The sequence below is a fragment of the Streptomyces sp. NPDC029139 genome, assembly GCF_055564335.1.
This window is the reverse complement of record NZ_JBVHWN010000002.1, coordinates 229,173-247,827: the sequence shown is the minus strand read 5'-3', so window position 1 is coordinate 247,827 and position 18,655 is coordinate 229,173. Positions and strand designations below refer to the sequence as shown.

Here is an 18,655-nt window from a genome sequence, read left to right as displayed (position 1 = left end):
ATGGGTCTGTGCGAGGGTCGTGTCGTGATCGTGACGGGCGCGGGGCGGGGGCTGGGGCGGGCGCACGCGCGCGCCTTCGCCGCCGAGGGGGCGAAGGTCGTCGTCAACGACCTGGGGGTGGGGCTCGACGGCTCGGCGGGGTCGGGCTCACCCGCCTGGCAGGTGGTGGAGGAGATCCGCGCGGCGGGCGGGCAGGCCGTCGCGCACGGCGGCGACGTCGCCACGGAGGAGGGCGCGGCCTCGCTCGTCGCCGCCGCCCTGGACTCCTTCGGACGGCTCGACACCCTCGTCAACAACGCGGGCTTCCTGCGCGACCGGATGCTCGTGAACCTGGGCGAGGACGACTGGGACGCGGTCATGCGGGTGCACGTGAAGGGCCACTTCCTGCCGCTGCGGCACGCCGCCGCGTACTGGCGGGCGGAGGCGAAGGCGGGGCGCGAGCCCGCGGCGCGGGTCGTCAACACGACGTCGGGCGCGGGCCTCTCGGGCAGTGTCGGGCAGGGCAACTACGCGGCGGCCAAGGCCGGCATCGTCGGGCTCACGCTGGTGGCGGCGGCGGAGATGGGCCGGTACGGGATCCAGGTCAACGCGATCGCCCCGGCCGCCAGGACCCGGATGACGGAGCGGGCCTTCGCGGGCCTGGAGGGCGTACCGGAGGACGTCTCGCCGCTCGTCGTCTGGCTGGGCTCGGCGGCATCGGCGGGCGTGACCGGCCGGGTCTTCGAGGCGGAGGGCGGCCGGATCACCGTAATGCAGGGCTGGCGGCCCGGCCCGACGGCCGACAAGGGGGCACGCTGGAGCCCGGCGGAGGCGGGGGAGGCGACGCTGAAGCTGTTGGCGGCCGCGGAGGCGCCCCAGCCGGTGTACGGCGCGTCCCAGGGGGCGTGATCTCACCACAGCCGTCTCTCACCACAGCTGTCTCTCACCACAGCCGCCCAGGGACCGGGCAGGATGGGCCCATGACCCTCGACGACCTGGTGGCACCGGTCCACGGCTGGGGGCACCTGGGCTTCAACCCGGCGGCGCCCGACGACCTGTTGATCCGCCTGCTCGCCCTCGACCCCGGCTTCCTGTGGCGCCAGGACCTGCCGCCGGGCGTCCTCGACGCCGCCGTCGGCCATTCCGTCGCGACCGTGCGCCGCCGGGTGGTCGAGGCGCGGCACGAACTGACCGCCGAGCAGTGGCTCCGGCTCCTCGCCGCGGAGACGAGCGGTGCGCACCGGGCCCTGGCCGTGGAGTGGCTGGCGTATGCCGGCGTAGCTCTGACCGACGCGGCGTACGACACACTCGCCCGCGACCCCTCCCCGTCGGTCCGCGCCGAGGCCGCCCGGCTTCCCGGACCGCCCGCGTTCCTGCTCGACGCGCTCACCGCCGACCCCGTCCCCGCCGTACGGGCCGCCGCCTGCGCCCCGGCCTGGCCCCACCTCCGCCCGCCCGCACGGGAAGGGCTGCTCGACGACCCCGACGCGCACGTCCGTACCGCCGCACTGCTGCGCCACCACCAGGACCACTCGCTGGACGAGGACGGCTTCGAGCGGCTCGGCGGCACGGCCGGCAAGGCCCTGGACACCTGCCGCCTGACGCCCGGCCTGGCCGCGCGTCTGGCGGCGCACGAGGACCCGGAGGTGCGGGAGAGACTGGCGGGCAACCCCCGCCTCGACCCGGCGGCCGTCGCCCTCCTCGCCGAGGACCCGGAGGACGAGGTCCGCCACAGCATCGCCGTACGGGCCGACCTGACAGAGGATCAGCGGGCCGCCGTGCGTCTCGCCTTCGACCCGGTCGACGGGCGCCCCATGGCCCTGCCCTGGGTCGCGGAGCTCCACGACGACCCGGACGCCATGCGCCGGCTCGCCGCCTCCAGCCACCCGTACGTCCGCAGCAGCGTGGCCCGCGCGCGCCGGCTGCCGCCCGATGTCGTCGCACGGCTCGCCCGGGACGAGGACCGGGTCGTCCGGCTCTTCCTCGCCGAATCCTGCGACGACGCGCCCCCCGACCTGCTCCTGGAGGTCTGGCACTGGTGGGACGGCAGCTTCAGTTTCCCCGGGCGCCCGCGCACCCATCCGAACTTCCCGCGCGCCGGGCTGCTCCACCACGCCACCGACCCGAACCCCCGACTGCGCCGACTCGCGCTGGGCGATGCCGAGTCCACACCCGCGCTGGTCGAGGAGCTCAGCCGGGACGAGGCGGCGGAGGTCCGGCAGGACGTGGCGCAGGACCCGAGGCTCGCTCCCTCGACGGCGGTACGCCTGCTCGACGACCCGGACTCCTCCGTACGGGCCCGCGCGGCCCGCCACCCCGCCCTCCCGCGGCACGTCCTGCTCCGGCTGCTGCGCGATCCGGGGACCGCCCGCGACGCGGCGATGAACCCGGCCCTGCCCGTGCCCGTCATGCGCCGGATGGTCGACCTGCTGGAGGAGCGGGCGGACTCGGCCGTGTCCACGCGCTGACGCGCGATCAGCCCGTGTCACCCACGGCGACGCGCGGGCGCCACGGGTGGACGGCGAGGTCGTCCATGGGCCCGTACGCCGCCGGCGACTGCTCGGCGGCCGTGAGGGGGGAGACCCGGCCGGGTCGGCCGGGCGCCACGATCGGTCCGGCGATGACGTGCGCCCGGGCGGCCGTCAACGACATCGCGGGCTCGTATGCTCCAGTCGGTTCCTGACCCGGTCGTCCCGGACGTACGCGACGGCCGCGAGGGCGGTGTCGCGGGCCGTGCCGTGCGCGGACCCCTCCGCGAGGATCCACGCCAGCCGCTCGACGGCCCGCGGATCCTGACGCATCGCCAGCCCGCGGGCCGCCTCGGCGACGACCTCCGGGTCCTCGTCGTCCAGCCGGGCCGCGAGCGCCTCCCGGAGGACGGGGGTGTCCTCGGGCACCTCGGCGAGGGCCAGCGTCGCCCAGTCCCGCACCCCTCGGTCCTGATCGCGGCTCAGCGCGACGAGCGTCTGCACGGTCCGCGCGTCCCCGGCGGGCACGGGTCCGGTGAGGGCGCGCCCGAGGGCCCGCCGCACCTCGGCATCGGGATGCGAGGCGAACGCCACCAACGCGGGGAGCGCGCTCGCGTCCCCGCACCGCCCCAACGCGGCGACCACGGACAGCGCGGGTTCCCGCGCCACGGCCGGGGCGGGGGCCGGCAGGGTCTCGGGCGCGGACCCGGCCGAAGCGGCGGCCGGTGCCGTGCCGCGTACCGTGTCGCGTGTCGTGCCGCGTGCCGCCTCGCGGGGTGCCTCGCCTGCGGACGACGGCACGCCCGGCCACGTCTCCGAGGCCAGGCGGCACAGCACCGGTACCGCGCGCGCCGTGAAGGCGTCGAGGCCGCCCAGGACACTCGCGCCGAGCGCCCGCCGCAGGGGCTCCTCGCCCGCGCACCACGCGGCGGCCGTCCGGAAGGTCTCCTCGTCGTCGCGGTCGGCCAGCACGCGGACCGTCTCGGCCCAGTCGTCCAGGTCCGGGTCCCCGCACCGCAGGGCCCGCCCGCCCAGCTCCTCGGGCGGGGTGCGCAGGTCGAGGGCCTGCTCCAGGAGCGTGGCGATGGCCGCGTGGCCGGTCTGCCGTTCGTTGCCGCTGCCCGGCGCGCCGTCCGCTCGCAGCAGGTCGACGACCACGGTCACTCCGCCGTCCTCGTGCACGCGGCGCACCACGGTCTCGCCGGAGCTGTCGTCGCCGCTCGTCCCGAGGAGGCCGCGCCGCAGCTCCTCCGCGATGTCGACACCGATCCAGCGCCGCGCCTCACGCAGGGCCTCCCCGACCGGCCCCGCACCGTGTTCGAGCAGCGCGCGCACGCTCCCGGTCGAGCCGCGCCGGGCCGCCGCCACCAGCGGCGGGTGGCCGTCGGGCCCCGGCCGGCTCGGGTCGGCCCCGTGCTCCAGGAGGATCCGTACCGTCTCGGCGTGCCCGAGCCGGACGGCCCAGTCCATCGCCGTGAACCCGTACGCCTCCGCCTGGCCGGCCCGCGCCCCGCCGGCCAGCAGCGCCCGCACGACCTCGGCGTGGCCGCCGCACGCCGCGCCGCACAGCGGCAGGTCCCCCGCTTCCTCGCCGCTGCCCCGCGTGGGGTCGGCGCCCGCGGCCAGCAGGAGCCGTACGATCCCGGGTTCGTTCGTGAGGGCCGCCCGGTACAGCGGGGTCTCCCCCTCGTCGTCCGCCTCGGGGGACGCCCCGGCCCGGAGGGCGCGCACGACGGCGTCGTCCCCCTCGTGGATGGCGTCGAACAGCGTGCTCATGCTCCGACCCTCACCCGCCGCACGCGGACGGCGCAAACGAATAGTCCCGCGCCCTCCGGCCCGCGGCGGACCGCCCCTACGGGGCGCAGTCCAGGACCGTTTCGCACACCCCGCACCTGGCCCGGACGTCCCGGCCCGCCGGCACCCGCAGCCGCTGGTGGCAGACCGGGCAGGGGAAGGCCACCCGGGCGGAGGCCCCCTTCCCCTCGAAGGAGTACGGCGCGTCGGCCGCCGCCCGACCGTAGCGGCGGTCCTTCGCGTAGCGGTGGCGGGCCGCCCACCCCGCCGCGGCCAGCGGGGGCCGGCGGTCGTCCCGGGCGGCCTCCTCGCGGCCCCGTGTCCATGCCTCGTACGCGTGCGGGCTGGTGAACCAGGGCGACGGGTCCTCCCCGAACAGCGCCGCCCGCTTGGCCAGGACGTATCCGAACTCCTCCGGGGTCAGATAGCCCAGCTTCTGGCTGGACACCGCGTCCCGCCGGAACGCGTCGAGCAGCAGCCATCCCGCTCCGAGATAGGAGGTCACCACATCGGTGAGGATCTCGTTCTCCCGTGTGTCGGGGAAGCCGAGGCCGAGGCGGTGCAGGTACACATGGGTGATCTCGTGGGCCAGGGCGGCTCCCACGTCCCTGCGGTGTCGCCGGAAGCGGTCGTTCAGCTCGACGAAGTACTCCGGTCCCGCGGTCAGTTCGACACTCGCCGCGTGTTCCATCTCCCGGAAGCTCACGACCATCCGCGCCTCGGGCAGGCCAAGGTGGTGCACGAGGGCCCGGGCCACCCGCTGCGCACCGAGATGGAGGTCCTCGTCGTCCCCGAAGGCCACGTCCGCCGGCGGCACGCTCGTCGCGTACCGCCGCACCCCGTCCGCCGACAGTCTCCGGTACAGCGCGGTGACGCAGGCCCGGACCGTGGCGAGGTGCGGGAATCCGTGGAGGACTCCGTCGACTCCGTCGACTCCGTCGGCTGCGCGGTCGTTCGGCACGTCACACCCCCTCTCCTTCACTGTACGGGGGCGGCCCGGCCCCGTCCGCTGGCCGAAAACACGTGCTTGTGGCCCCGGTGAGCCCTTGCCCATAATCCGGACAAGCCTTGACGCGCGCATGCCATCAAGGCTCAACCCCCCATGAAAGGCAGACACTTGAAGAAGAACACCTTCGTACGTGCCCTGCAGAGAATCGCAGCGGCCGGCGCCGTCATTCTCGCCGCCGTCAGTCTCCAGCCCTCCACCGCCTCCGCCGCGCCCGCCCCCGTCGTCGGCGGCACCCGCGCCGCCCAGGGCGAGTTCCCCTGGATGGTCAGGCTCTCCATGGGCTGCGGCGGCTCGATGCTGACCCCGCAGATCGTCCTCACCGCCGCCCACTGCGTGAACGGCTCCGGCAACAACACCAGCATCACCGCCACCGCCGGCGTCGTGGACCTGCAGTCCAGCAGCGCCATCAAGGTCAGGTCGACCAAGGTCCTCCAGGCCCCCGGCTACAACGGCACGGGCAAGGACTGGGCCCTGATCAAGCTGGCCTCGCCGATCACCTCGGTCCCCACCCTCAAGATCGCCGAGACCACCGCGTACAACAGCGGCACGTTCACCGTCGCCGGCTGGGGCGCCACCCGCGAGGGCGGCGCGCAGCAGCGGTACCTGCGCAAGGCGACGGTGCCCTTCGTCTCCGACGCCGACTGCAAGGCCGCCTACGGCAGCTCCCTCGTCGCGGGCGAGGAGATCTGCGCCGGTTACAACCAGGGCGGTGTCGACACCTGCCAGGGCGACTCCGGCGGCCCGATGTTCCGCCGCGACAACGCCGGCGCCTGGATCCAGGTCGGCATCGTGAGCTGGGGCGAGGGCTGCGCACGGCCCGGCTACCCCGGCGTGTACACCGAGGTCTCGACCTTCGCCGCCGCGATCAAGTCCGCCGCCGCGACGCTGTGACCCCGTGACGCGGTAGGCCGGTACCGGTACGCGTACGGGGGTGGGCCCGCCCCCGTACCCGTGCCGCGCGTCCTCCTGCGCCAGCTCCACCGCGCCGCCGCGCGTCCTCCTGCGCCAGTCCCACCCGCGCCGCCGCCCGGCCCTCCTACGCCAGCTCCACCCGCCCCGCCGCCCCGCCCTCCAGCTCCAGCACCCACACCTCGTTGCCGCCCTCCCGCAGCACCGGACCCGGCACGAACAGCGCGTCCTGCGGACCCACACCCCAGTACCGCCCGAGGCAGAAGCCGTTCACCCAGACGAAGCCGCGCGTCCCGCCCGGCACGGACAGCGCCGCGTCACCCGGCTCCGCGACCTCCACCACCGCCCGGTACAGCCCCGGCCCGGCGTCCCCCGCCCCCGCCCCGTCCTCCACCGCGCCGTCCTCCACCGGCCGGAACGGCACCTTCGCCACCGCCCCCGCCTCGAAGGCGTCCACCCGCAGCCCCCGGGCCCGTACCCCGTGCACGTACTGCCGCTCGTGCCGCACCCCGCCCGTGATCCCCTTCGGCTCGCCCTGCCGCGGCCCGTAGTTGACCCGGCCCAGCGACTCCACCCACAGCTCGACCACCGCCGGCCCCGCCACCGGCTCCGCCAGCACCGCGTCCTCCGCGGCCAGCACCCCCGCCCGCACCCCGTCCACGTACACCACCGCGCGGTCGCGCAGACCGCTCACCGAGAGCGGATACGGCTGCCGCGGCCCGGGGATCTCCAGCCGGTAGCGCACCAGCCCCCGGTCCACGCCCAGCTCCTCGAACGTCGGGGGCAGCGGCGTGAACGACTCCTCGTCGCCGAGCGCCTCCAGCACCTCCGCCAGCGGCGCCCACTCCGCCACGACCGCGCCCGCCGGCCCCCCGATCCGCCGGGGCGGCGCCGGCACCTCGGGCAGCGGACCCTCCGCGAACCGCGCGAGCACCTCGCGGAACCGCCAGAACTTCTCCGTCGGCAGCCCCGCCTCGTCGACCGGCGCGTCGTAGTCGTACGAGGTCACCGTCGGGACCAGCTCGCCCTCGTGCAGCGCACCGGCCCGGTTCGCCCCCGCCCAGCCCGCGAAATTCGTCCCGCCGTGCGCCATGTAGACGTTCACCGACGCCCCGCACTCCAGGATCTCCCGCAGCGTCGCCGCCGCGTCCGCCGCGTCCCGTACGGAATGCTCCGTGCCCCAGTGGTCGAACCAGCCGCACCAGAACTCCATGCACATCAGCGGCCCCGACGGCTGGTGCCGCCGCAGCGCCGCGAACGCCTCCCGCGCCCCCGAGCCGAAGTTCGCCGTCGCCAGGACCCCGGGCAGCGACCCGCCCGTCAGCATGTGGTCCTCCGGGCCGTCCGAGGTGAACAGCGGCACCCTCACCCCGCAGTCGAGCAGCAGATCCGCGACCCGCCGCAGATACCCCTGGTCCGAGCCGAAACTCCCGTACTCGTTCTCCACCTGGACCATGATCACCGGACCGCCGCGGTCGATCTGCCGCTCCACGACCTGCGGCAACAGCACCCGGAACCAGCGCTCCACCCGCGCCAGGTACTCCGCGTCCTCCGTCCGCACCCGCCGCCCCAGCCGGCCCGTCAGCCAGTGCGGCAGCCCGCCGTTCTCCCACTCGGCACAGATGTACGGACCCGGCCGCACGATCGCCCACATCCCGGCCGCCGCCACGGCGTCCAGGAACCGACCCAGCGCGGCCACGTCCCCGTACCGGCCCGGCTCCGGCTCGTACAGGTTCCACGGGACGTACGTCTCCACGCAGTTGAGCCCCATCGCGCGGAGCATGCCCAGACGATGACCCCACTGGTCCTCGTGCACCCGGAAATAGTGCAATGCCCCCGACAGCAGCCGCACCGGCCGCCCGTCCAGAAGAAAGTCCTCGTCACCCACAGCGAACGTGCTCATGGCCTCACCCTCACCCTCTGGCGGCGGACGGGTCCATGGACAAAGATCGTCGCTGTTTGGACGGAAGGACGGAAGAAAGGCAGGCACGGCGGATGTACCACACCTGGATGCGCTACTTCACTCCCAGCCCGGTCCACCACCGCCTCGGGCTCGTCTGCCTCGGTGTCGGACTGCAGCACGGCGCCCTGCCCACCGTCGGCCCGCGCACCCTCGACCACCACGTGGCCGTCGTCGTCAGCGCCGGCAGCGGCTGGTACCGGGGCCCCGACGGGCGGCGCACCACCATCACCGCACCCGCCCTGATCTGGCTCACCCCCGGCGTACCGCACCACTACTCCGCCGACCCCCAGACCGGCTGGGACGAGTCCTTCGTCGACTTCGGCGGCCCCGCCACCACCACCTACACCGAACTCGGCTACATCGAACCCGACCGGCCCGTCGTCCCCCTCTCCGACGCCGCCGCCCCCCGCGCCGCCATCGGCCGCATCGCCCGCGCCGCCCGCCGCGGCAACCCGCTCCTGGAGGTCGAGACCGGGGCCGCCGTCCACGAACTCCTCGTCGCCCTGCGCCGCGCCCGCGCCGACACCAACGCCGACGGCGACCCCGTCCTCACCGCCCTCGCCCGCGACGCCTTCCAGCCGCTCTCCGTCGCCGAACACGCCGCCCGGCACGGCATGACCCCCGCCGAACTGCGCACCGCCGTACGCCGCGCCGCCGGCTGCAGCCCCAAGGACTACCTGCTCTCCATCCGGCTGGGCCGTGCGAAGGAACTCCTCGCCGCCACCGAGCTCCCCGTCGCCGCCGTCGCCCGCCGCGTCGGCTACGACGACCCGGCCTACTTCTCCCGGCTCTTCACCCGCCGCGTCGGCACCGCCCCCATCCGCTTCCGCGACCAGCAGGGACGGACCGTCCCCGGCGGCTGGAGCAACCGGATCCCGGATCCCGAACACCCTCCGACGATCGCCACCCGATCCGTCTAAGCTCGCTGCTCATGAGTGATATCGACGAGTCCGTCACCGCGGAACTGACCCGGCTGCGCGAGAGCATCGACAACATCGACGCGGCGGTCGTCCACATGCTCGCCGAACGCTTCAAATGCACCCAGCAGGTCGGCGTCCTCAAGGCCAAGCACCAGCTGCCGCCCGCCGACCCCGCCCGCGAGGCCAGCCAGATCGCCCGGCTGCGCGAACTGGCCGAGAGCGCGAAACTGGACCCGGCCTTCGCGGAGAAGCTCCTGAACTTCATCATCGCGGAAGTCATCCGCCACCACGAGACGATCGCGGACGGAGCACGCTGATGGGCCGGGTCACGGTCTTCACCCTGGGCGGGACCATCTCCGCGCGCGGCGGCGACGCGTCCCGCATGACGGGCGCGGAGGTCCTGGCCGGACTCGGCGTCGTCCCCGACGCCGACGTGGAGCTCCGTGACTTCCGCCGGCTGCCCAGCTCCTCCCTGTCCTTCGAGGACCTCGCCGCGCTCGCGCACGAGGTGCGGGAGACCGTCGCGGCCGGCTCCGGCGTCGTCGTGGTCCAGGGCACCGACACCATCGAGGAGACCGCCTTCCTCCTCGACCTGCTCTGCGTCACCAGCGAACCGATCGTCGTCACCGGCGCCATGCGCCGCCCCGACCTGCCCGGCGCCGACGGCCCCGCCAACCTGGCCGCCGCCCTCGCCGTCGCCGCCGGACCCGGCTGCCGGAACCTCGGCGTCCTCGTCGTCCTCGCCGACGAGATCCACGCCGCCCGACTGGTCCGCAAGACCCACACCACGTCCCTCACCACCTTCGCCTCCCCGGGCGCCGGCCCGCTCGGCACGGTCGTCGAGGGCGAACCCAGGATCCTGCTGCGCCCCACCACCACGAGCGCGATCCACCCGCTGCGCTTCGACCCGGCGGTACGGGTCGCCCTGCTCACCCTCGCCGTCGGCGACCGCGGCGAACTCCTGGAGGCCGTCGGCTCCCGCTTCGACGGCCTCGTCGTCGCCGCCTTCGGCGCCGGCCACGTCCCCGCCGCGCTCGTCGACCCCCTGGCCGACCTCGCCGGCCGCATCCCCGTCGTCCTCGCCTCCCGCACGGGCGCCGGCGCCACCCTCACCCGTACCTACCGCGGACCCGGCTCCGAGTACGACCTCCTGCACCGCGGACTCGTCTCCGCCGGCGCCCTCGACCCCGCCAAGGCCCGCCTCCTCCTCCACGCCCTGCTCTCCTCCGGCGCCAAGGGCCCCGCCGGCTACGACCGCCCGGGCATCGCGGCGGCCTTCGCCCACCTCGACGGCACCGGCCTGGCCTGAGAGCGGAAACCCCCTGCCCCCGCGCGGACGCATCAGGCAGCATGGGCCCCATGTCCGTACTGACGCGCGACGAAGCGCAGACCCGTGCCCGGCTCCTCGACGTCCACCACTACCGGGTCGACCTCGACCTCACCCTCGGTGACGAGACCTTCCACTCGCGGAGTCTCATCCGGTTCACCGCCCGCACCGCCGGGGACACCTTCGTCGAGCTGAAGCCCGAGACCCTGCACTCCGCCCTCCTCGACGGCGAGCCCCTGGACGTCACGACCCTCCACGAGAACCGGCTCCCCCTGCGCCTCACCGAGGGCGAGCACACGCTGAGCGTCACCACCACCATGCGGTACTCCCGCACCGGCGAGGGCATGCACCGCTTCACCGACCCCGCGGACGGCGAGTCGTACGTCTACACCCAGCTCTTCATGGAGGACGTCCAGCGCGTCTTCGCCGCCTTCGACCAGCCCGACCTCAAGGCCGTCTTCGAGCTGGGCGTCACCGCCCCCGACGGCTGGACCGTCCTCGCCAACGGCATCACCGAGCAGCAGCCCGACGGCCGCTGGGAGGCCGCCCCCACCCCCCTCCTCTCCACCTACTTCGTCTGCGTCGCCGCCGGACCCTGGCACTCGATCCGCACCGAGCACGCCGGACTGCCCTTCGGCATCCACTGCCGCCGCTCCCTCGCCCCCCACCTCGACGCCGACGCCGACGAGATCCTCGACGTCACCAAGGCCTGCTTCGACCGCTTCCACGAGAAGTTCGAGGAGCCGTACCCCTTCGACTCCTACGACCAGGCCTTCGTCCCCGAGTTCAACGCCGGCGCCATGGAGAACCCCGGCCTCGTCACCTTCCGCGACGAGTTCGTCTACCGCTCCGCCGTCACCGTCACCGAGCGCCAGACCCGCGCCATGGTCATCGCCCACGAGATGGCCCACATGTGGTTCGGCGACCTCGTCACCCTGCGCTGGTGGGACGACATCTGGCTGAACGAGTCCTTCGCCGAGTACATGGGCTACCAGACCGTCAACGAAGCGTGCTCCGACCGCTTCCCCGACACCTGGATCGACTTCGGCATCGCCCGCAAGGCATGGGGGTACGACGCCGACCAGCGCCCCTCCACCCACCCCGTCGCCCCCGACCCCGACGCCGTCCCCGACACCGCCTCCGCGCTGCTCAACTTCGACGGCATCTCCTACGCCAAGGGCGCCTCCGCCCTGCGCCAGCTCGTCGCCTGGATGGGGGAGAAGGACTTCCTCGCCGGCATCAACACCCACTTCAAGCGCCACAAGTTCGGCAACGCCACCCTTGCCGACTTCATCGACAACCTCGCCTCCGCCACCGACCGCGACGTCCACGGCTGGGCCGAGCGGTGGCTGCGCACCACCGGCGTCGACACCCTCACCCCGGAGCTGGGAGGCGACGCGACCCGCACCACGCTCACCGTGCGCCAGGACGGCAGCCGCCCCCACCGCGTCACCGTCGGCGTCTACGACCTCGACCTCGTCGACGGCCGCCGGCTCGTCCCGCGCGAGCGCCTCGACGTCGACGTCCCGCAGACCGCCCCCGTGGAACTCCCCGGCCCGCGCCCCGGCCTCGTCGTCCTCAACGACGGCGACCTCACCTACGCCAAGATCCGCCTGGACGACACCTCGCAGTACAACGCCCTGTGGGCGCTCTCCAGCATCCCCGACGCCCTCACCCGCGCCCTGGTGTGGAACACCCTGCGCGACATGGTCCGCGACGGCGAACTGGAACCCTCCGTCTACCTCCAGGCCGCCGACGCCCACCTCGCCGAGGAGACCGACCTCGCCATCGTGCAGGGCGTCCTCGCCTTCGCCCGCACCCAGATCGCCGACCACTACCTCCCGGACGCCGAGCGCCCCGCCGCGCTGGCCCTGCTCACCTCCCTCGCCCGCGACCTCATCCGCCGCACCGAGGACGGCGAGGCCCCCGGCCTGCGCCTCACGGCCGTCCGCACGTTCATCAGCAGCGCCACCCAGCCCGACACCATCGCCGCCTGGCTCGCCGAGGGAGTCGTCCCCGGCGGCCCCGAGATCGATCCGGAACTGCGCTGGCGCATCCTCGCCCGGCTCGCCGTCCTCGGCGCCGTCGACGAGGCCGCGATCGACGCCGAACTGGCGCGCGACCCCAGCGCCACCGGCCAGGAGGGTGCCGCCCGCTGCCGCGCCGCCCTCCCGAACCCGGAGGCGAAGGCCACCGCCTGGTCCCGGCTCTTCGACTCCGACGACCTCTCCAACTACCTCTTCACCGCGACCGCCCAGGGCTTCTGGCAGCCCGAACAGGCCGAACTGGTACGGGAGTACGTCCCCCGCTTCTACCCGGCCGCCGCCGCCCTCGGCGCCCGCCGCGGCCCCGCGATGGCCGAGGCGGCGGGCCGCTACGCCTTCCCCGCGTACGCGATCGACACGGAGGCCCTGGCCTGGGGCGAGCACCACCTCGCGAGCGACACCCAGATCCCGGCCCTGCACCGCAAGCTCGTCGACCAGCTCGACGACCTGCGCCGCGCCCTGAAGGTCCGGGGCGCCTGACGGGGGCGGGCCCGGGCCCGCCGGCGGACCGGGCCCCGCCCTCCGGCTCGCACCCCGAACGCCCACCACGAGGGACGGGGCCTTGTCCAGGCCCCGTCCCCCGAACGGGTTGCTCAGGCGGCATCGGCGGACATACCGCCAGAACCCCCGGCAGGGTTGTGCCATGTGTGCCGCGCCCACCCCCGACGCCCCACCCCTCGCCGGAGGCGAGACCGGCCCCGACGCCCTGCGCCCCCTCCTGGACACCGTCCTCGACGCCCTCCGCGACGGCGCGCACGCACGCGGCGGACCGATCCCGGCCGGCGGACCGGACGAGGTCACCGCCCGGATGCGCGAGGCGCTCGGAGGCGCCGTACTCCCCGGCACCGGCACCGCCCCCGCCACCGCCCTGCGCTCCCTCGTCACGGCCCTCGCCCACGGCGCCGCGGACCCCGCCCACCCCCTCTGCGCGGCACACCTCCACACCCCGCCCCTCGCGCTCGCCGCCGCCGCCGACCTCGCCGCCTCCGCGCTCAACCCCTCCATGGACTCATGGGACCAGGCCCCCGCCGCCTCCGCCCTGGAGGCCCTGGTCACCGAGGCCCTCGCCACGGCCGTCTACCCCACCGCACCCCACCCCGACGCCCTCGTCACCACCGGCGGAACCGAGTCCAACCAGCTCGCCCTCCTCCTCGCCCGCGAACGCCACGGCCCCGGCCACGCCGTCCGGGCCGTCGTCGGCGCCAACGCCCACCACTCCTTCCGCCGCGCCGCCTGGCTCCTCGGCCTGCCCGAGCCGGTGACCGTGCCCACCCCCAACGGCACCCTCGACCCGGCGGCCCTCGACGAGGCACTGACCGACCTCCCCGGCCCCCTCCTCGTCGCGGCCACCGCCGGCACCACCGACACCGGCCGCGTCGACCCCCTCCCCGAGATCGCCACGCTCTGCGAGGCCCACAAGTCCGACCTCCACGTCGACGCGGCCTACGGCGGCGCCGCCCTCTTCAGCGACACCCACCGCCCCCTCCTCGACGGCCTCGACCGCGCCCGCACCGTCACGCTCGACCTGCACAAACTGGGCTGGCAGCCAGTGGCCGCCGGACTCCTCGCCGTCCGCGACCGGACCGACCTCGCCGTCCTCTCCCACACCGCCGACTACCTCAACGCGGACGACGACACCGAAGCCGGCCTCCCCGACCTGCTCGGGCGCTCCCTGCGCACCAGCCGCCGCCCCGACGTCCTCAAGACCGCCGTCACCCTGCGCGCCCTCGGCCGCAGCGGACTCGGCGACCTCGTCGACCGGGTCTGCGCGCTCGCCCACCACCTCGCCGACCTCGTCGAGAAGGCCCCCGGCCTGGAGCTGTACGAGCGCCCGACGCTGACCACCGTCCTGTTCCGGCCCGAGAACGCCGACGACACCACCGTCGCCGCGATCCGCCGCACCCTCCTCGCCCAGGGCCGCGCCGTCCTCGGCCGGGCCCACCAGGACGGCCGGCTCTGGCTCAAGGCCACCCTGCTCAACCCCCACGCCACCCCCGGCGACCTCGAAGAGATCCTCACGCTCGTCACAGCCCAGACGGAAGGCAGCACCGACCGATGACCGGCAGCACCCCCCAGCGCGACCTCGATCAGCCCCACGACCTGGTGGGCATCGGCATCGGCCCCTTCAACCTCTCCCTCGCCGCCCTCGCCCACGGCGTCCCCGGCGGCCTGTCGGTGGGCTTCTACGAGCAGAACCCGGCCTTCCACTGGCACCCCGGCCTGCTCATCGAGGGCGCCACCCTCCAGGTCCCCTTCCTCGCCGACCTGGTGACCCTCGCCGACCCCACCAGCCCCTGGACCTTCCTCAACTACCTGCGCACCCGCGACCGGCTCTTCCCCTTCTACTTCGCGGAGAAGTTCCACATCCAGCGCGCCGAGTACGACGCCTACTGCCGCTGGGTCAGCTCCCGCCTCCCCGGCCTGCACTTCGGCCACCAGGTCGACGCCGTCCGCTGGAACCCCGAACGGGACCTGTTCGAGGTGGACTTCACCCAGCTCGACCCGGACGGAGAGGCCGAGGCGCTGGGCCGCGCCTACACCCGGAACGTGGTGCTGGGCGTCGGCACCGAGCCGTACGTCCCGGAGCCGCTGAAGCCCCTGGCGACCGCCCCGAACGTCCCCGTCTTCCACTCGGCCGACTACCTCGACCACCGTGAGCGGCTCATCGCCGCCGAACACGTCACCGTCATCGGCTCAGGCCAGTCCGGCGCCGAGGTCTTCCTCGACCTCCTCAGGGCACGGCCCGCCGGCGCCGAGAAGATCCACTGGCTGGCGCGGACGGAGGCGTTCGCGCCGATGGAGTACTCCAAGCTCGGCCTGGAACACTTCACCCCCGACTACACCCGCTGGTTCCACTCCCTGCCCGAGCCGGTGCGCAACGACCTCGTACCCCGCCAGTGGCAACTGCACAAGGGCATCGACGCCGACACCATCGCCGCCATCCACGACGAGCTCTACCGGCGCACCCTGCACGGCGGCTGGCCCGACGCCGTCCTCACCCCCGGCGTCCGGGTCCGCACCGCCGGCCGCGTCGCCACCACCAAGGTGGAGCTGCACCTCGAACACGTCCAGGAAGGCACCCGCTCCCGCCTCACCACCGACGCCGTGGTCCTCGCCACCGGCTACAAGGAGCGCCCGCTCGACCGCATCCTCGCCGGCCTCGACCCGTACCTGCGCCACGACTCCGCCGGACGCCCCCGCGTCGACGACTCCTTCCGACTCGTCCTCGACGCGTCCGTCACCGGCTCCGTCTACGTGCAGAACGCCGAGAAGCACACCCACGGCGTCGGCGCCCCCGACCTCGGCCTCGCCGCCTGGCGCAGCGCGACCATCCTCAACACGCTCACCGGCAAGGAGCCCTACCCGCTGCCGCGCCGCACCGCGTTCACCAGCTTCGGCCTGGAACGGCGAGAGGCGCCGCGCATCCCGGCCCAGGGCCAGGAGCTGACGCCTCTCCCGCAGAGCAACTAGAAGACGGGCGTACCGCCCCGGGTCAGCTTCCAGTCCACCGACGCGAACCGGCCCGGGTCGATCGCGCCCTCCGCCTGCACCCACTGGATGATCGTGTTCCGGATCTCGTCCGAGTTCGCCCAGAGCTGCTGCGCGCCCGCGATGTGCGGGAACGCGCCACCGCCACTGGCCCGGTAGTTGTTCACGGCGAGCACGAACCGCGCGGCCGGGTCGATCGGCGCGCCGCCGAAGGACAGGTTCACGATCCGCGAGCCGGCCGGCGCCGCGATGTCGATCTCGTACGTCACCCCGTACACGGCGTCGTAGTTGTAGTCCGGAATGCCGTTCGCGTTCGTCAGCTTCGCCGGGTCGACGGGCGCACCGGCCGGGGTCTGGACGTAGTACCGCGCCGAGTACTCCAGGTAGTCCTTGAGCTGCGCGCCCGTCAGCAGGCGGGCCTCCAGCGTGTTCTCGAAGGGGTAGAGCCCGGCGGCGTCCCTGATGGTGACCTGACCGGCCGGGATCGCGGCGGTGCGGGAGAAGCAGGACGCCTGCGAGAGGACGGGCAGCGCGGCGTACGCGCCGCCGGCCAGCGCCGCCTTCACCGTCTCCGCCTGGACGTGGTTGATCAGGTCGATGATCGGCTCGTCCTTCCACGGCGCGTCGGCGGTGGCCATGGTCGCTCCGGAGGTGCCGATGACCTGGTTGACGTACGCGACGACCTTCTTGTGCTCGTCGGCCAGCAGCCCGGCGATCTCCGGGTCCTCCTCCACCGTGTTGGAGTTAAGGACCTGCGCGCCGACCTTCTCGACGACCCAGCGGCCCTTCTCCCACACGAGGTCGAAGTCGAAGAGGGTGAGGCGCTGCCCCCACTTCAGCGGCTCGGACAGCACGACGTCCTTGCCGGTCTCCTTGTTCGTCACCCGGTACTCCGGGATCTCGGTGTGCGCGTGCCCGACGAGGATCGCGTCGATCCCCGGGACCTGCTCGGCCACCAGTCCGGCCGCGTTCTCGATGTGCGGAAGCTGGTCACCGTACGAGGAGGTGCCGCTGGAGCCGGAGTGCGCGGACACGACGACGACATCGGCACCCATCGACCGCAGCTTCGGGACCCACTTCGCCGCCTGCTCCTCCAGGCCGGGGAAGACCATCTTGCCGGTGACGTTGGCCTTGTCCCAGATGGCGATGCCGGGGTTGGTCAGGCCGAGCACCGCGACCTTCACGTCCCGGCCGTGCGGGGTCCGCAGCCGGTGCATGCTGTACGGCGGGAAGGCCGGCCGCAGCGTCTTCGCGTCCAGCGCGTTGGCGCCGAGCAGCGGGAAGTCGCACTGCTCCTCGAACTTCCGCAGCACCGGGATGCCGTAGTTGAACTCGTGGTTGCCGAGGGCCGCGGCGTCGTAGCCGATGGCGTTCATCGCCTGTGCCATGGGATGGACCGGGCCGCCGACCCGGGTGATCGGGTCGACTTTGGCGTAGTAGTAGGAGAGCTGCGTCCCCTGGATCGTGTCACCGGCGTCGATCAGGAGCGTGTTGCGCCTCCCCTTCGCCGCACGGACCTGGTCGACCAGCGTCGATATCTTCGCGAGACCGACGTCGTTGTGCGCCTTGTCGTCGAACTCCCTGTCCGTGAAGTAGTCCCAGTTGAAGACGTTGCCGTGCAGGTCGGTGGTGCCCATCACGGTGAAGGAGTACCGCTTGGCCGGCCGGGGGTGAGGTTCGTGGGCCTGCGCGGGGGCGGCAGCCCCCGTGGTGAGGGCGGCTCCGGCTCCGACGGCGACGGAGCTCTCCAGGAAGGTCCGACGGTTCAACGGCATGTGGTTCTCCTTGGTCCAGTGGCGCACAACGCGCGTAGATTCTGGCTCACGCGTCACCTCCGCAACAGAGCTTTCCGGTTACGGAGTGGGAAAGTGTGCGGAGCACGGCAGCCGTCTTTCGTCCGAGGGAGCCCGAAGTGACGACCCCCCACCCGACCCCGGAGGCGCCGCAGGTGGCGGTCCGGGGCGAGGCACGACTCGAAGTGGACCCCGAGATCGCCCGCGTCGGCGTCACCGTGAGCGCCCGCGGCACCGACCGGGCCGCCACCCTCACCGACCTCACGCGGCGCAACGCCCTCGCCCTCGACCTGATCAAGTCCTACGGCGAAGCCGTCGAGAAACTGGAGACCGGCGCCTTCTCCATCGCACCCGAGCCGAGCCGCCACGGCCGCGGCGAACGCGTACGCGCCTACCAGGGCCGCGTCCATCTCACCGCCGAACTCAACGACTTCACCGCCGTCGGCGAACTCACCACCCGCCTCGCCGACCTGGAGCTCACCCAGGTGGACGGCCCCTGGTGGGCGCTGCGCCCCGACTCCCCGTCGTACGGAGAGGCACGCCGCACGGCGGTGGGGGAGGCGGTCCAGCGCGCCCGCGCGTACGCGGCGGCGCTCGGCACCTCCCTCTCCGCTCTCCTGGAACTCTCGGACACCGGCCTGGTCCCGCCGCCCACCCCGATGGGCGGCATGCGGATGGCCTTCGCCGCGGAAGCCGTCGACACGGCGCCGCCCCTCGACCTCGAACCCCAGCGCCAGACCGTCACGGCCGAGGTGACGGCCCGCTTCACCATGGCCCCACCGACGCTGTGACGGGGGTGGGACGGCCCGGGCCCGGGCGGCGCCGGGCCTCCCTCTCCCGACCCCCGGAAACGCTCATCGGAGCACCCGCCCGCACAGATTCAAGACTTGTCAACAAGCTTTCACGCAAAGGTTGTTGAACAGACATGCCGGCCCACTTCTCTACCCACCGGTAAGCCC

The 18,655-nt window shown here is 73.8% G+C and carries 15 protein-coding genes; 10 read left to right on the top strand and 5 right to left on the bottom strand.

Going from position 1 to position 18,655, the window contains the following annotated elements; all coding sequences use genetic code 11:
- Entirely contained in the window at positions 1-888 is an 888-nt protein-coding gene (locus ACZ4VW_RS05225) for an SDR family oxidoreductase (protein WP_467958596.1), read from the top strand.
- Between the two features lie 71 nt (positions 889-959).
- Entirely contained in the window at positions 960-2,447 is a 1,488-nt protein-coding gene (locus ACZ4VW_RS05220; RefSeq protein WP_467958594.1) for a PE-PGRS family protein, read from the top strand.
- Between the two features lie 7 nt (positions 2,448-2,454).
- On the opposite strand, the gene ACZ4VW_RS05215 is transcribed toward ACZ4VW_RS05220, so the two are convergent.
- The 3 genes from ACZ4VW_RS05215 to ACZ4VW_RS05205 all read right to left on the bottom strand — a co-directional run bounded on the left by ACZ4VW_RS05215 (position 2,455) and on the right by ACZ4VW_RS05205 (position 5,202).
- Positions 2,455-2,631, bottom strand: coding sequence for a hypothetical protein (locus ACZ4VW_RS05215; RefSeq protein ID WP_467958592.1), 177 nt, complete (start codon positions 2,629-2,631; stop codon positions 2,455-2,457).
- A complete protein-coding gene (locus ACZ4VW_RS05210) occupies positions 2,622-4,223 on the bottom strand; it encodes an ankyrin repeat domain-containing protein (RefSeq protein ID WP_467958590.1) in 1,602 nt (533 codons plus the stop codon). The genes ACZ4VW_RS05215 and ACZ4VW_RS05210 overlap by 10 nt, the downstream gene beginning before the upstream one ends.
- 76 nt (positions 4,224-4,299) lie before the next feature.
- The gene (locus ACZ4VW_RS05205) at positions 4,300-5,202 is read right to left on the bottom strand and encodes a hypothetical protein (RefSeq protein ID WP_467958588.1); all 903 of its coding nucleotides are present in this window, start codon (positions 5,200-5,202) and stop codon (positions 4,300-4,302) included.
- A gap of 141 nt (positions 5,203-5,343) precedes the next feature.
- On the opposite strand from ACZ4VW_RS05205, the gene ACZ4VW_RS05200 reads away from it, so the two are divergent.
- Positions 5,344-6,141, top strand: a complete 798-nt coding sequence (locus tag ACZ4VW_RS05200; RefSeq protein ID WP_467958586.1) for a S1 family peptidase — start codon at positions 5,344-5,346, stop codon at positions 6,139-6,141.
- 145 nt (positions 6,142-6,286) lie between these two features.
- On the opposite strand, the gene ACZ4VW_RS05195 is transcribed toward ACZ4VW_RS05200, so the two are convergent.
- Positions 6,287-8,062 (bottom strand): glycoside hydrolase family 35 protein, encoded by a 1,776-nt coding sequence (locus tag ACZ4VW_RS05195; RefSeq protein WP_467958584.1) that lies wholly within the window; start codon positions 8,060-8,062, stop codon positions 6,287-6,289.
- Positions 8,063-8,154: 92 nt separating this feature from the next.
- On the opposite strand from ACZ4VW_RS05195, the gene ACZ4VW_RS05190 reads away from it, so the two are divergent.
- The 6 genes from ACZ4VW_RS05190 (at position 8,155) to ACZ4VW_RS05165 (ending at position 15,885) form a co-directional block, all read left to right on the top strand.
- Entirely contained in the window at positions 8,155-9,042 is an 888-nt protein-coding gene (locus ACZ4VW_RS05190; protein ID WP_467958582.1) for a helix-turn-helix transcriptional regulator, read from the top strand.
- A gap of 11 nt (positions 9,043-9,053) precedes the next feature.
- Positions 9,054-9,359: a chorismate mutase gene (locus ACZ4VW_RS05185; protein WP_467958580.1), complete on the top strand. Its 306-nt coding sequence runs from the start codon at positions 9,054-9,056 to the stop codon at positions 9,357-9,359.
- Positions 9,359-10,351 (top strand): asparaginase, encoded by a 993-nt coding sequence (locus ACZ4VW_RS05180; protein ID WP_467958578.1) that lies wholly within the window; start codon positions 9,359-9,361, stop codon positions 10,349-10,351. Before ACZ4VW_RS05185 ends, ACZ4VW_RS05180 begins: the two co-directional genes overlap by 1 nt.
- Before the next feature lie 50 nt (positions 10,352-10,401).
- Positions 10,402-12,894, top strand: coding sequence for an aminopeptidase N (gene pepN / locus ACZ4VW_RS05175; protein WP_467958576.1), 2,493 nt, complete (start codon positions 10,402-10,404; stop codon positions 12,892-12,894).
- A 163-nt stretch (positions 12,895-13,057) separates the two neighbouring features.
- The gene (locus tag ACZ4VW_RS05170) at positions 13,058-14,473 is read left to right on the top strand and encodes a pyridoxal phosphate-dependent decarboxylase family protein (protein WP_467958574.1); all 1,416 of its coding nucleotides are present in this window, start codon (positions 13,058-13,060) and stop codon (positions 14,471-14,473) included.
- The gene (locus tag ACZ4VW_RS05165; protein ID WP_467958572.1) at positions 14,470-15,885 is read left to right on the top strand and encodes a lysine N(6)-hydroxylase/L-ornithine N(5)-oxygenase family protein; all 1,416 of its coding nucleotides are present in this window, start codon (positions 14,470-14,472) and stop codon (positions 15,883-15,885) included. Before ACZ4VW_RS05170 ends, ACZ4VW_RS05165 begins: the two co-directional genes overlap by 4 nt.
- On the opposite strand, the gene ACZ4VW_RS05160 is transcribed toward ACZ4VW_RS05165, so the two are convergent.
- Positions 15,882-17,678: a bifunctional metallophosphatase/5'-nucleotidase gene (locus tag ACZ4VW_RS05160; protein ID WP_467958570.1), complete on the bottom strand. Its 1,797-nt coding sequence runs from the start codon at positions 17,676-17,678 to the stop codon at positions 15,882-15,884. The two genes, ACZ4VW_RS05165 and ACZ4VW_RS05160, sit on opposite strands and share 4 nt — an antisense overlap.
- Positions 17,679-17,815: 137 nt before the next feature.
- On the opposite strand from ACZ4VW_RS05160, the gene ACZ4VW_RS05155 reads away from it, so the two are divergent.
- Positions 17,816-18,487, top strand: coding sequence for an SIMPL domain-containing protein (locus tag ACZ4VW_RS05155; RefSeq protein ID WP_467958568.1), 672 nt, complete (start codon positions 17,816-17,818; stop codon positions 18,485-18,487).
- The last annotated feature ends 168 nt before the right edge of the window (positions 18,488-18,655 follow it).